Genomic DNA, 13936 nt, shown 5'->3' on the forward strand with positions numbered 1-13936 from the left:
TCCTTAGTGGCTAATTACAGAGAGGTGATGATGAATCTGATCGGCAGAAACCCGATACAGGGCAGCCAGTTTGTTCGTTGTTAACTGTTCGGTCGGTAAGCCTTGTGTTACTCGTCCATCTGGCTCTACCTGGATAATGCTGTCGGCAATGGCGTTGGCATGGAGCGGATGATGAGTCGACATTAGCATTGTCATGCCGTTATTTTTGAGCTGCGCCAGCGTGTCCAGTAGTTGGATCTGATGACCGAAATCGAGGCTGGAGGCAGGCTCATCCAGTAATAACAAGCGCGGTTGCTGGACGAGTGCACGGGCGATTAAAGCCAGCTGACGTTCACCGCCGCTAAGTGTATTCCAGCGTCGTGTCGCCAGATGCAAAATGCCCAGCTTTTCCAGTTGCTCCGTTGCTTTCAGGCGTTCTTGCTTACCGGGAACGGAAAAAGCGCCTATGGTGGGGGCCAGGCCCATCAACACCATATCCAGCACACTAAAAGCAAAAATGCCGTCGTGCGCCTGCGGCACCCAGGCAATAGCCTGCGCGCGCTGGCGATGGCTGAGTGTCTGCACAGGGAGGCTATCCAGTAAGATCTCGCCTTTTAATAACGGTATAACGCCAAGAATGGAGCGCATGAGTGTGGTTTTGCCGCAACCATTGGCTCCTAACAGACAACAAATTGTTCCTTGCGACAGGGTGAAGGACACGTCGCGTAGCATCGGATGGCGGGAGTAACCCAGAGACGCATGACGGACGGCAAGCAAAGTCACTGGCGACCTCCGCGTAACAACAAAAACAGGAAAAACGGTGCACCAACAAAAGCGGTCAGAATGCCAAGTGGGATTTCTGTTGTTCCAATGCTGCGTGCCAGCGTATCGGTAAGCAGGAGCAGAATCGCGCCAGTACACATTGCCATGGGCAACAGCTGCTGATGGTTATGACCGGTCAACAAGCGGGCAATGTGCGGAACGACCAGGCCGACCCAACCAATTATGCCCGCTATTGCTACCGTGCTGGCGGTGATGAGTGTGGCGCAGACAATCAATCCAAAGCGCAGACGTGTCACGTTCAGTCCCAGCGAATGGGCTTCGTCGTCGGAAAGCGTGAGTAAATTCATGCGCCAGCGGAGAAAAAACAGGGGCAAGGAGCCTATGAGAATGATCGGTGCAGCATAGCAGAGATCGCGTAAGGTCACGGTGGACAGCCCCCCCAGCAACCAGAAGGTAATTGACGGTAACTGGGTGTAAGGATCGGCCAGCGTTTTTATTAGCGATATCCCCGCTCCGCACAACGTTCCTAACGCAATGCCTACCAGCACCAGGGTTAAGATCGGATCGTGGCGGGTCACCCGACGCGTAATCAACCAGACGCCCGCGACCACCATCAGCCCGCCGCAAAATGCGTACAGCTGGATGTAAACAATGGATAATCCCCACAGGATTGCCGCGCAGGCACCAAGTCCGGCACCGGCGGAGACGCCTAAAATATCCGGTGACACTAAGGGATTACGGAACATTCCCTGATAGGTGGTTCCGGCCCCTGCCAGCGCCGCGCCCAGAAACAGCGCAGCAAGAATACGCGGCACGCGGATTTGCCAGAAGACAATTTGTTCCTGCACAGGAACATTTTCTTGACGCAGAATGAGCGCCAGCAGTTGCTGTATATCGAGATGATAAGCCCCACTTACGGCGGCAAAAGTGATACTGATAGCTGCCAGCAGCAAAATACATCCGTTTACGGTTCTCATTAGCTCGCCACCAATTTTTGATAGTCGGCGTCACTTAATGGGCAATGCCAGAACAGTTGGGCGTAATGCTGCATGTCACTTTTAAACTGGCGATTGATGGCGGGATCCAGCCAGGCGTGAAGTCTGCGTAATCCCAGAAGACGGTTGATTCCCGGCGGGGCACCCAGCCAGCCAAAGGGCAGGCCACTTAAAAATAAGATGCGTTGTTCCGCAACCGCTTTCACGCCCTGCCAGAGAGGATCACGACGAATAAAATCTGCAGTAACGGCCTCCTGAACCAGAATAATATCCGGCTGCCAGCGCAGGAGATTTTCCATGGAAACCTGTGTCAGACCGTGGCGATCGGCTATTTGCGCGACGTTGTGCAAACCTAATAATTCCGCCGCCTCGGTATGCAACGAACCCTGTAAGCCCGTTTCCAGCCCTCGAGGACCGCGCGCAGCATAAAAGCTGAGGTTAGCGGCGGGTGAGGTGGCGAATGCCTTAGCTTCACCAACGAAGCGGCTGGCGAGATTGGCTTGTTCTGCGGCGCGGTGCTCTTCGCCTAACGTTTTGCCAAGCGTTGTTAACTGTTCTGCTGATTGTTCCAGTTTCCCGTTAAGCAATAACCAGGGTATTTGTGTCTGTTCGCTAACCTGCCGTGCCTGGGAGATCCAGGTTTCATCCGTATTGCCGCAATCAACGACCAAATCGGGATGTAATGCCATAAGCCCTTCCAGCGAGAGTGTGCTGGCGCGCCCGGCGAGTCGTCCCAGCCTGGGGAACTGGCGAATGTGCTCTGGCAATGGAATTAATGCCTGACGGGCAAAATCAAAAGAGGAAAAACCGACCATTTTTTCTGGCGCGACAGCCAGCAATAGTAAATCGGCGGGCGCGCCTGCGCTGACGATGCGTGTAATGTTTTGGGCTTCGGGAAGCGTCAGTGAGGCCCAGAATTTGACTGATTGTGCAAAGGACGGCAGATGATGCAGGAACAATGTCGACGCAAGAATCTGTGTAAACCTCCGTCTGGTTAGTGACATAAGTAATATCCTGATAATTAAAACCGATATATACTTACATATATAGCTAAAAAGATCATGTTTGATGTCAAAATTTGTCTAAAGAGACAGAATGATTTGCTTGTTTCTTAAATAACACTTTGTTCCACAAGAAAATTGTCAGGGAGAATGGGGAGTGGGGAAAAATATAAATAGAGGTGTAATGATTAATAAGTTGATAAAATAAAATTAAAATCTTCCCTAATAAAAGAAAATAAAGGCATAGACTGTAGAAAGAGTGGTATTTCGTGATGAAGAAAGAGCAATGCCAATTTTATGCACGTAATGGCATTGCTCGATATACAGTAAAGTTAAGGCGTAGGTTCCGCCTCTTTTTGTTTTAGCGGCTGTGTTGTTGATTCACTGAGTGGACGCGTCGCCGGAACATTGTCACACGGTTGCTCTTTCGGGCAGATCAAATCCAGCATTTTCAGCGTCACGCCATTGGTCCAGCCAAAGCCATCCTGTAATGGATATTCGCCACCGCCGCCCCCTGTTCCGGTGGTGCTGACATCATATTTTTCCACCAGCTTTTTCTCCCGGTCATAGGTGTGCTGAACATTGGTAAGGAAGTGCCAGCTAATGTCCATCGCCACCTCTTTTTGCCCGTAGTTTTGTAATCCTTCTGTCGCGACCCACTGCAACGGTGCCCAGCCGTTTGGCGCATCCCATTGTTGCCCACTTTTCACCGACGTGGTGTTCAGGCCGCCTGGTTGCAGCAGATGTGTTTTCGTCGCCGTCGCCATTTTGTTGGCGCGATCTTTCGCTGCCGCATTGACGTACAGCGGGAACAGGGCGGCAGCGGTTAACTGATTGCGCACTTTATGACTTTTCAGATCGTAATCGGCATACCAGCCTTGTTGATCGTTCCACAGATATTTTTCGATCCCTTTTTGACGGGCATTCGCCAGCGTTTCGTACTGGTTTGCCATCGCGTTATCTCCGGCAGCTTTGCTGGCGCGGGCGAGGATTTTTTCCATTTTAAACATCAGGCTGTTCAGATCGACCGGTACGATGCTGGTGGTGCGTAAGGTATTTAACTGCTGCGGATTGTCCATCCAGCGCGAGCTGAAATCCCAGCCAGACGCAGCGGCAGAGCGCAGGTCGCGGTAAATTTCAGTGGCAGGCCGGTTCGGGTTGCTTTTGGCGGTGGCAATATCTTCCACCCATGACTCTGGTCGTGGCGTATCGCGATCGTCCCAGTAGCGGTTGAGAAGGGTACCATCCTGAAGTTTTACAACGCGTTTTTCCTGTTGTCCGGCTTGCAGGTTTTCAACACCGTCCATCCAGTAAGCATATTCTTTTTGCATTTGCGGCAGATATTGCTTCAACGCGGCATCGCCTTCATGCTGCGCCAGTAACTCTACCATCAGGGCAAAGAATGGCGGTTGCGAGCGGCTTAAATAGTAACTGCGGTTGCCGTTGGGAATATGCCCGTAAGTGTCTATTTCATGAGCAAAATTGGCCACCATATCCGCGACTTTATCCCAGTGACCGCTTTCGGCAAGCCCTAACATGGTGAAGTAACTGTCCCAGTAATATACCTCGCGAAAACGTCCGCCCGGCACGACATAAGGTTCCGGCAGCGGTAACAGAGAATCCCATTTTTCGGTGTTTTCGGTAGAACGCGTTAATACAGGCCAAAGTCCGTCAATATGTTCGCGCAGCGACTGCCCTTCTGGCGGAACATATTTCTCTCCCTCTTTCGGCAGAGTGAAATTGACGTTAACGAAATGGCGCAGATCAAAGCCGCTCTGGTTTTGCTGCATTCGATAATCTGCAAGGATCATTAGCGGATCGCTGTTCGGCACGGCATCAGCAAAGGTCTTTTGGTCCGGAAAAAGTTTGGCGTTTTGCACATCGTTAAACAGCGGCCCTAACAAAATATCAGGCGGCTGTGGCGTTACTGGCGTTTCTTCTGCCTGCACCGCTAGCGCAGCGAAACACAACAAAACGCAGGCGGGAATTAACGCTATTTTTTGCGGACGAGGAGGGGCGGTGGCTTTCATCAATCATTCTCCTTGGGCGAAACCGAACAAAACGGTATTCAAGTATCAGAAAACCTTAGTTCAGGATCGCACTAACTGCATGATCGAAATCTCATTCTGCGAACTGTCAGGCATTTTGGAAAAGGAGATTAAAGGGATAAATAAGGGTGAAATAGAGTAATTAAATAAAGTCTGTTTATTAGCCAGCCAGCGACGTTTGGTTTGCGATTAGCGCAGAAAAAATCATCATGATTTGGTAAAAAATATAACAGGTAGTTAAAAAATATCAGAGCAGAGTAAATTGCCGGATGGCATCAGAACGATGCCATCCGAACGGTGGTTTATCCCTGATGGCTGAAACGTTGCGTTTTAACGTCCAGCGTTAACGTTTCTTCAGGTTGTATCGCATACAGTTTCTCACCCTGCTGGCAAATCCAGCCAATCCCCAGTTCGTGGGCGATTAGGGCGCTGTGGGATACCGGACTTCCGGCGCTAAGGCAGATCCCTTTTACAACCGCCGGATCCAGTTGCAGAACCGTGGACGGATAAATGTTCTCCGCCAGTAAAATGGTTGGCGAGTTAAATTGCGGGAGTTCTTCTTTCGTTTGCGTCAGGTGGATTAGGGTGCGATGTAGAAGATCGTCCACATCGATATAGCGAGCCTGTAAATATTCATCATCCAGTTGTTGGTATTGCTGGCTTAGTTCTTTAAGAACGTGCTGCCAGGCATATTCTGCTGTGCAATGCTCATGCTGAAGAAATTCGTTTGCCGCCGCCAGCAGTTCTGGATCATCTAACAGTGTATGGTGACCAGAAAAGATTGCGGCAATATCGTCAAGCCCGCTCGCTTCTGCTTTTGCTGTTAACGTCATCAGATCTAATAACGTGAAGTCAATTGCCTGACGTAATCGTTCTTGTTCTTCTTCCACGGTCAGAGTTGATTTTGCCTGTACCGTACATAAAACTGGTTGATAATAAAAGGCTTTACCCGAAAAAGGCGGAATGGGCCGCTGAGTAGGCGGAGCAACTTCTTCCGTTTCACCAAAGTTATCTTCAGCCAGCTGACGGAAAGCAACCAGCGCCTCTTCAGCTTCTGGCCCTTTCGCAATCAGGCGCAGCGTATCGTTATAGCGGACTTGTAGTAGCGCGATCTGGTTAATACTCTCCGGCGTGACGCATTTACCGTTTTTCTCCAGCAACATATCGGCATTAAATGTCGATAAGGTATAAACCAGCCGGGAGGCCGGACGTACATGAAGGCCGTTACGGTTTTTAATGACCACGGCCAGAGAATGGGCTTCTTCATCGTACGGAGGACATGTGTCAGCGATTTCGGTGTCGGAGGACGGTAAACCCAGTTGTTCACGTTTGGCTTCCAGCGCATGCATGGCGTCATAGATAACTTTGTCGATATCTGCTCCCGAGGCCGCGCTGACTGTTGCTGCCAGTGTACCTTCGACTAACGGTGCCGCACACAAACGTACTTTTGCGGCGATCTCGGGGGCCAGCAACTCCAGTGCAGTTTCAGCACTCAATAATGCGCTACCCATATCCATCATCACCAGCACATGGTCGGCATCGGCAACGGACTCGATGGCCTCCATCACTTTGACGGCATCGGTACCAATGGGATTTTGGGGATCGTCAATTCCCGCGGCAATGGCGATTTTACAGCTATCACTCATTAACATCTGACGGGCTAATTCACCGACACCTTCTCCCAGTCGGGCGCTATGTGAAACTATGACCAGGTTTACCATCACCATTTCCTTACTCTTTTGCGGCTAACGCCAGCATTTGCATCATAAACATCACGGAGGTCGCGCCGGGATCCTGGTGACCAATACTGCGTTCACCGAGATAACTGGCGCGGCCTTTGCGGGCTTGCATCGTAATCGTACTTTGTGCAGCGGATTCAGCGACGCTACTGGCGGCTTCGAGCGCCACCGGAACAGAGAGATTTTGCTCGCTGGACTGACGTAACGATTCCACCACCGGCACCCAGACATCACACATAGTTTTATCGCCAGGTTCGGCTTTCCCGCGGCTGATTACGCCGTCTACACCATCGCGGAACATCTGATACAGTTCTTCCAGCGTCAGGCTTTGCCGTGCCTGTGTCGCCTGTGCGGCGCGGATAAAGAAAGTACCGAACAGCGGACCACTGGCACCACCGACGCTGGAAAGCAGCGTCATGCCGGTATTCTTGAGAATGAAACCGATATCTTTATCTGCGATAGCAGGGAGTTTTTCTACCACCTTGCTAAAGCCACGGTTCATATTTAGCCCGTGGTCAGCGTCGCCAATTTCGCGATCCAGTCCGGTAAGATACTCGCTCTCTTTGCTGAAAATTTCTCCACAGCGAGTGAGCCAGTTAACAATTTGAGTTCTGCTCAGTGACATGGTTATCTCCTTATTTACCCCAGTTAAGCGCCGGGGTGTGGACCGGGGCGTCCCATAACGCCAGCGTTTCGTCATCAACTTTCAGTAAGGTGATGGAAAAACCGGTCATGTCCAGTGAGGTACAATACGCGCCGATTAAATTGCGCTCGATAGTCAAGCCCGCTTGCTGGCAACGCGTGGCCAGGCGGTTATAGACGCCATACAGTTCAGAAAGCGGAGTTGCACCAAGATTGTTGACGAGTGCAATTACTCGATCGCCAGACTGAAGCGGTTGTTTAGTTTGCGTCTCTTCCTGCCAGCTACCTTGTCGATAATCCCAGAAGCGGAGCGTGCGGTGGTATGTGCCATTTTCCAGCAGGGTGTAGAACATTTGATCAACTGTTTGGTCAAGGGAGGAGAAGGGGCGGCGGTCAATACCCGGCTCACCATGAATGCCGACGCCAAACTCCATCTCATTATCTGCCAGCGTAAAAGAAGGTTTTCCCGCGGCAGGAACGGTACAGGCATTGATGGCGATACCAATAGAATGGCCCTGATTGTTCAACTTACGCCCCAGTTGTGCACAAGCCTCCAGCGAGTCGCCACGTTCTGCCGCTGCGCCTACGAGTTTTTCGATTAATACGGTGTTGGCAACGCCGCGCCGCCCAGCGGTATAAAGACTGTCTTTTACTGCAACGTCGTCATCAATGACCACGGTGGTCACTTTTACGCCGCTATCGTGCAGTAATTCTGTTGCTGTTTCAAAGTTAAGAATATCGCCGGTGTAATTTTTGATAATCAGCAGTACACCTTCGCCGCCATCAACTTGCATGGCGCATTCAAAAATTTTATCGGGCGTCGGTGAGGTGAATATTTCGCCCGGACAGGCCCCCGAAAGCATCCCCTGACCGATATAACCGCAGTGCATCGGTTCGTGTCCGCTGCCGCCGCCCGACAGCAGGGCGACTTTTCCTGCAACGGGGGCATCAGCTCGGGTGACATACACCGGATCCTGATGCAGTGTCAGCGATGAATGTGCTTTCGCCAGACCCGCCAGTTGTTCGTCCAGAACGTCTTGCACATCATTGATCAATTTTTTCATTATCTTGCTCCAGCAATTACGGTAGGGCATGGATGATGTTCAACGACACGGCGACCACTGACTGCCGATAAATCCATTGTGCATCAGGTAAGGGAAAAGAAAATTAGCCCAAATTATGTTTCATGGTGAAACATATGTTTTAATGAATGTTCCATATTGAAACTTTTACGCGTTTTAATACTAAAAATTGCGAGCCGGAACACCTTTTGTCACAAAGGATGCGGGATATGAGTGGCGCTTTTAACAACGATGAACGGGGCATATCTCCCTTAATTGCAGCCTCCTGGGAGCGATGCAATAAACTGATGAAACGGGAGACATGGAGCGTACCGCACCAGGCCCAGGGCGTGACATTTGCTACTATCTATCGGCGTAAGAAAGCGATGCTGACGCTCGGGCAGGCTGCGCTGGAAGATGCCTGGGAATATATGGAATCGCGGGCGTGCGGACTGTTCATCCTTGATGAAACCGCCTGCATCCTTAGTCGTTTTGGTGATCCACAAACGCTGCACCAGCTTAGTGTCCTGGGATTCAATGACGGCACGTATTGCGCAGAGGGAATTATTGGTACCTGTGCGCTATCGTTAGCGGCTATCTCTGGTCAGGCCGTGAAAACGATGGCCGATCAACATTTCAAACAGGCACTCTGGAACTGGGCCTTTTGTGCAACACCGTTGTTTGACAGCAAGGGCCGATTGACGGGAACAATAGCGCTGGCGTGTCCGGTTGAGCAAACTACCGCAGCTGATTTGCCGTTGACGTTGGCAATCGCACGCGAGGTCGGAAATTTACTGCTGACGGACAGTTTGCTCGCTGAAACTAACCGTCATTTAAATCAACTTAATGCCCTGTTAGAAAGTATGGATGATGGCGTGATTAGCTGGGACGAGCAGGGTAATTTGCAATTTATCAATGCCCAGGCGGCGCGGGCCTTGCGCCTTGACGCGACGGCAAGTCAGGGAAGGGCGATCACTGAACTCTTAACGTTACCCGCCGTATTGCAACAAGCAATAAAACAGGCACATCCGCTCAAACACGTAGAAGCAACCTTTGAAAGTCAGCACCAGTTTATTGATGCGGTGATAACCCTTAAACCGATAATAGAAACGCAGGGAACCAGCTTTATTTTGTTGCTCCATCCTGTGGAACAGATGCGGCAGTTAATGACCAGTCAATTAGGAAAAGTCAGCCATACTTTCGCTCATATGCCACAGGACGATCCGCAAACCCGCCGCTTGATTCATTTTGGTCGCCAGGCGGCGCGCAGTAGCTTTCCTGTCCTGCTTTGTGGAGAAGAGGGCGTGGGCAAGGCACTGCTAAGTCAGGCAATTCATAATGAAAGTGAGCGTGCAGCGGGGCCTTATATCGCCGTCAATTGTGAGTTATATGGTGATGCGGCGCTGGCGGAAGAATTTATTGGCGGCGATCGCACGGACAATGAAAATGGTCGTCTGAGTCGACTGGAACTGGCGCACGGCGGCACGCTGTTTCTTGAAAAGATTGAATATCTGGCGGTGGAGTTACAGTCTGCTTTGCTTCAGGTTATCAAGCAGGGTGTTATCACGCGACTGGATGCGCGGCGTTTAATACCAATTGATGTCAAAGTGATTGCCACAACGACCGCGGACCTGGCAATGCTGGTGGAACAAAATCGCTTTAGTCGCCAGCTGTATTACGCGCTGCATGCATTTGAAATTACCATCCCGCCTCTGCGTATGCGGCGTGGCAGCATTCCGGCGCTGGTGAATAACAAATTACGCAGTCTTGAAAAACGCTTCTCTACGCGTCTGAAAATTGATGGCGATGCCCTCGCTCGCCTGGTTTCTTGTGCATGGCCAGGCAACGATTTTGAACTTTACAGCGTCATCGAGAATCTTGCTCTGAGTAGTGATAACGGGCGCATTCGCGTCAGTGATTTACCTGAACATCTGTTTACCGAGCAGGCGACAGATGATGTCAGCGCCACTCGCCTTTCCACCAGTCTGTCATTTGCGGAAGTTGAAAAAGAGGCAATTATTAACGCAGCCCAGGTCACAGGCGGTCGCATTCAGGAAATGTCGGCTTTACTTGGAATCGGCCGCACTACGCTGTGGCGGAAAATGAAGCAACATGGCATTGATGCAGGGCAGTTTAAGCGCCGGGTATGAAAGACAGAGACGATTTCTGATACATCAGAGTGATCTGTATTTCATTCCGGCGCACGCTAAAAATTTTCAGCATCGTTTAAGGGCTTGTCTATCCCGCACTTAAAAGCTGAAGCGATATCCTCCGTTGACTTGCTTCTGATCAAAGAGGTTACCCTGCGTGTAATCCGCTTCGAGATAGAATGTGTGCTGTTTGTTATACTGTGCACTGACTCCCACGCCGTTATTCCAGCCATTACCTTTGAAACTGTACTTCTCCCGGGAGTTGTTCAACAGATATTCGGTATCCCCTGAAAACTCGCGGATAGCGCCAGTCTTCACATAGACATTCAGCTGGCTGTTGCCTGCGGTGATGTCATATCCCAGTATCATGCTGGCACGCCCCAGCAGCGATTCGTAGTGATTCAGATGTATATTGAGACCATTACTCGCCTTCATAGCCATCCCATTCTGGTGGCTGTATGTGAGCTGGGTTTGCGGCTCTATATAGAACCCATAACCAGTAGGGGTCAGGTTGAACCTCTGCCCGGCTTCCAGGGAGATGCTCAATCCATTCGCAGTGCCGTTGGCGTTAACGCCGTTGTTCTGACTGTCCAGTACGTGGAAACTATTTTTCTGGTGCGATGCTTTTACAACGAGATCGCTGTAAAAACCGTTGTGTGCCATGTAACTGGCGTACATTCCCATGTAGTCTGAACGTGCGGTACCGTCGCCTCCGCTATAGTCCGGCGATGCATGTGTTGAGCCAATATACAGACCGACATACAACGGCATTTCATCAGAGAGACGTTTATCCCCACCAAACTGGATACCGCTGTAACCCATGTCAAAGCCGCTCAGTTTGCCACTGGCAAAGGAGTCCAGGCTTCCCCCATAACTGCGCAACCAGATATTACCGTCTTTACCCTGATTTCGCAGGTCACCCATCCGTTGCATCAGCGTACGGTTTTCAACATAGTTCAATAAGTAACCGACATTGAGATAATTGCCGCCAGCATCTGCGGTCGTGGTGGGTTTAGGCGTGGGAGCGGGGGCAGGCGTAGGATCGGGGTTGACTATGGGGGCTGAGCGGGAGCTGGTGTGGGCTCTGGATTAGGAGTCGGCTCCGGAATTGTCCCGGAAGCATAAAGCTCCCAGTTAGTGCCATTTTTACGCACATCATACAGATATCCCCCCAACTCAACCTGAGAAGACGCGCTGAACGAGGCCGCGCCGTCAGTGGTTTTTACCACTGTCAGAACTTCATTTCCCGTTGTGGCCTCGCTGCCCTGGTTACGGATAGCCAATACGTGATTACCAGCACTACTCCCGCAGATATTCAATAAATCTCCTTTATTATTAACGCCATTACCCTCGCCAACAACATCAGCACGCATAATAAAGGTACTGTTACCGCTAAGGTTCTCTACGTTTAATGTGGTAAATGTGCCGGCAGTTGACGCGTGGCTGGCAAAATCGACAGTTGAATGGCTCAGCGCCAGCGTGTCGAGATTAGAATTACTTGTTACGTTCCAGACGCTGTTATTCATTGCAACGTCCAGTTTCCCGCCATTGACATTATCGCTGAGGGAAGAACCTGTCCAAACCGACCCAGGGTGCATATCCAGATTGATTAGCCCACCTTTAGAAAGAACGCTACCGTTGATAAGCATACGACCCGAGGCGTTGATGCGGCTGGCGGCATAACCATCGTCATGTTGCGTTGCGATGGCCATCTGGTCGGGTGTACTCATATCAATGACCAGATCGCTCGTGAGATCGATCTGGCTGTTGGTCATGGCATAAATCCCCCTGGCTCCTGCCGCGCCAGTGATAGCCAAACTGTCTCCGGTTATTCTACCGCCGCTGAGCGCCCACAAACCCAGCGCCAGACTGCCATTACGATCAACCGTAATATCGGTATTTTGCATGTTGATAACAGCCGTTGCCGTCTGGGCTGAGGCACCATAAGAACCGCTGGAAAAGATGCTGTTTCGTTGCGCTGCCGTGCCAGAAAAATTGATTGTCGCGTCTGAACCACTGGTTACGAGGCCACCGCCCTGCGCGGAAGAAATATGGCTATCAGCACCGATAGTGGTTGTACCACCACGAACTTCGACGCCATTGGCAGCGGCTCCAGTTACATCAACAGTGAGTGCATTCGCGCTCACCTGGCCAAAGCTCCAGAGGCCGTGTGCATTATCGCCATTGGTTTTAATGGTACTGTTTGTTCCGAGATCGACAACAGAGTTTTTCTGTACGTTTATTCCCATGGCGCTGTAGCCCTGAACATCGATTGTCAGGTCTGTCGCCGTAAAACGCGCAGCACCGTTGGCGTTATTGCCGTTGAGACCACCGATATAAACACCTGTACTTCCATCGGTCTTGATTTTACTACCGCTTCCAAGATCGACACTGGTGCCATATTCATTGATGGTTAGGCCTATACCGTTTGAGTTTTCAATGGTGAATTGAGAGGCTGTTAGTGTTGAGCTATGCCCAATAATGATGCCGTCATCGTTACTCTTAATGGTGCTGCCTGTGCCTAAGTCAGCATGTGTATAGTCACCAATTAAATTAATGCCGATGGCAGAGGTTTGACCAACAACATCTACTGTAAGTCGGTTAGCTGTCAGAGAGCTGTTCTTGCCCTGAATAATGATTCCCTTTGCATATCCAGAGGCGTCGTTGACATTGACGGTGACATCATCACCCAGGTTGATATTGCCAGGCGTGTTTCCTGCTGGGGTCATTACACCATAGAGGTTTCCTGATGGATCGGCGGTATCTCCTGTAATTCTGTCACCATCATTAATAGTAATATTGGTGCCATTTTGACTTCCTAAATCAGCAGCTATCAGCAGGGGGGAAAAGATAATTGCATTCAAACCAATAGCGCCATATTTTATCAGTTGAATGGAGGGCGAACGGATTTTTAATTCAGCGAGACGATCGGCTTTGGTATTCCCATTGTGTTGTTTGATGCCCATACCACTCCTATATAGTACCCAAGCTATGGGGCTATGGGGCTATGGATTTTGTCATTTTGTTTAAGTCAATGAATAATATCCTCTTATCATCATGATATTTGTATGGTGCAATCATGATGAGCTGCTCTGAGAATAATTCTCTATTACCGGGCAAAATCAGGAACACAGGAATTAATATATATTTAACATCCCCCTTACAAAGGTGAGTTTAGATCGAGTTATTCCCTAAGTTGTCGTTACTTATTCCAATTCGTTACTATGAATATGACAAAAACATTACAACAAACAGCGGTTAAATAATTTGGTGAATATTTTTGGTAATAATCCTAATTAGTTATGGGATTTTCGCTTGATGTATCTGCATAACAAAACAATATGAGTCATTTTTGCATTACTAATAAGAAAAAGCAAAAAACATCGATATTCATTTTTGATCAATGGATTTTCTGGCATATCGTTATTATCGTGATACTGGTTATCATTTTCATCTTGCCAGGATCGCACGTAATCACGTTATTCGGGGCCTTTATCTGCTGGATATTGCCCTTCAGGCAAGTCCTTTTCTCGCCAGC

At 50.0% G+C, this 13936-nt stretch carries 8 protein-coding genes and 1 pseudogene; 1 reads left to right on the forward strand and 8 read right to left on the reverse strand.

The genetic code is table 11. The annotated features are described in order from the left end of the window. Nucleotides 1–3 precede the first annotated feature (3 nt). From QUF14_RS07450 to dhaK, 7 genes are all read right to left on the reverse strand, one after another. Complete coding sequence (locus QUF14_RS07450) at nucleotides 4–762, reverse strand: ABC transporter ATP-binding protein (protein ID WP_000173306.1); 759 nt, start codon at nucleotides 760–762, stop codon at nucleotides 4–6. Beyond that, on the reverse strand, nucleotides 759–1739 hold the full coding sequence (locus tag QUF14_RS07455) for a FecCD family ABC transporter permease (protein ID WP_001261252.1): 981 nt from the start codon (nucleotides 1737–1739) through the stop codon (nucleotides 759–761). Before QUF14_RS07455 ends, QUF14_RS07450 begins: the two co-directional genes overlap by 4 nt. Continuing rightward, nucleotides 1739–2761, reverse strand: coding sequence for an iron ABC transporter substrate-binding protein (locus QUF14_RS07460; protein WP_000060132.1), 1023 nt, complete (start codon nucleotides 2759–2761; stop codon nucleotides 1739–1741). Before QUF14_RS07460 ends, QUF14_RS07455 begins: the two co-directional genes overlap by 1 nt. 329 nt (nucleotides 2762–3090) lie before the next feature. Next, nucleotides 3091–4788: an alpha,alpha-trehalase gene (gene treA / locus QUF14_RS07465; protein ID WP_000648203.1), complete on the reverse strand. Its 1698-nt coding sequence runs from the start codon at nucleotides 4786–4788 to the stop codon at nucleotides 3091–3093. A gap of 320 nt (nucleotides 4789–5108) precedes the next feature. Further along, nucleotides 5109–6527 carry a dihydroxyacetone kinase phosphoryl donor subunit DhaM gene (gene dhaM, locus QUF14_RS07470; protein WP_024211931.1) on the reverse strand — a complete coding sequence of 473 codons (1419 nt, stop codon included), beginning with the start codon at nucleotides 6525–6527 and terminating at the stop codon, nucleotides 5109–5111. A 10-nt stretch (nucleotides 6528–6537) separates the two neighbouring features. Further along, nucleotides 6538–7170, reverse strand: coding sequence for a dihydroxyacetone kinase subunit DhaL (gene dhaL / locus QUF14_RS07475; RefSeq protein WP_001353268.1), 633 nt, complete (start codon nucleotides 7168–7170; stop codon nucleotides 6538–6540). A 10-nt stretch (nucleotides 7171–7180) separates the two neighbouring features. Continuing rightward, nucleotides 7181–8251, reverse strand: a complete 1071-nt coding sequence (dhaK, locus tag QUF14_RS07480; protein ID WP_000733740.1) for a dihydroxyacetone kinase subunit DhaK — start codon at nucleotides 8249–8251, stop codon at nucleotides 7181–7183. 227 nt (nucleotides 8252–8478) lie between these two features. Between dhaK and dhaR the strand changes: the two genes are divergently transcribed. After that, complete coding sequence (dhaR, locus tag QUF14_RS07485; protein WP_100733947.1) at nucleotides 8479–10398, forward strand: dihydroxyacetone kinase operon transcriptional regulator DhaR; 1920 nt, start codon at nucleotides 8479–8481, stop codon at nucleotides 10396–10398. Nucleotides 10399–10497: 99 nt separating this feature from the next. Here the strand turns inward: dhaR and QUF14_RS07490 are convergent. Continuing rightward, a pseudogene (locus QUF14_RS07490) lies at nucleotides 10498–13364 on the reverse strand (autotransporter outer membrane beta-barrel domain-containing protein). Nucleotides 13365–13936: the final 572 nt, after the last annotated feature.

Origin of the sequence: Escherichia sp. HH091_1A, assembly GCF_030295175.1 — a bacterium.
Taxonomy (GTDB): domain Bacteria; phylum Pseudomonadota; class Gammaproteobacteria; order Enterobacterales; family Enterobacteriaceae; genus Escherichia; species Escherichia coli_F.

Coding starts and splice junctions, on each gene's coding strand:
- QUF14_RS07455 (WP_001261252.1), bottom strand. CDS start 1,739: ATGAGAACCGTAAACGGATGTATTTTGCTGCTGGCAGCTATCAGTATC.
- QUF14_RS07460 (WP_000060132.1), bottom strand. CDS start 2,761: ATGTCACTAACCAGACGGAGGTTTACACAGATTCTTGCGTCGACATTG.
- treA (WP_000648203.1), bottom strand. CDS start 4,788: ATGAAAGCCACCGCCCCTCCTCGTCCGCAAAAAATAGCGTTAATTCCC.
- dhaM (WP_024211931.1), bottom strand. CDS start 6,527: ATGGTAAACCTGGTCATAGTTTCACATAGCGCCCGACTGGGAGAAGGT.
- dhaL (WP_001353268.1), bottom strand. CDS start 7,170: ATGTCACTGAGCAGAACTCAAATTGTTAACTGGCTCACTCGCTGTGGA.
- dhaK (WP_000733740.1), bottom strand. CDS start 8,251: ATGAAAAAATTGATCAATGATGTGCAAGACGTTCTGGACGAACAACTG.
- dhaR (WP_100733947.1), top strand. CDS start 8,479: ATGAGTGGCGCTTTTAACAACGATGAACGGGGCATATCTCCCTTAATT.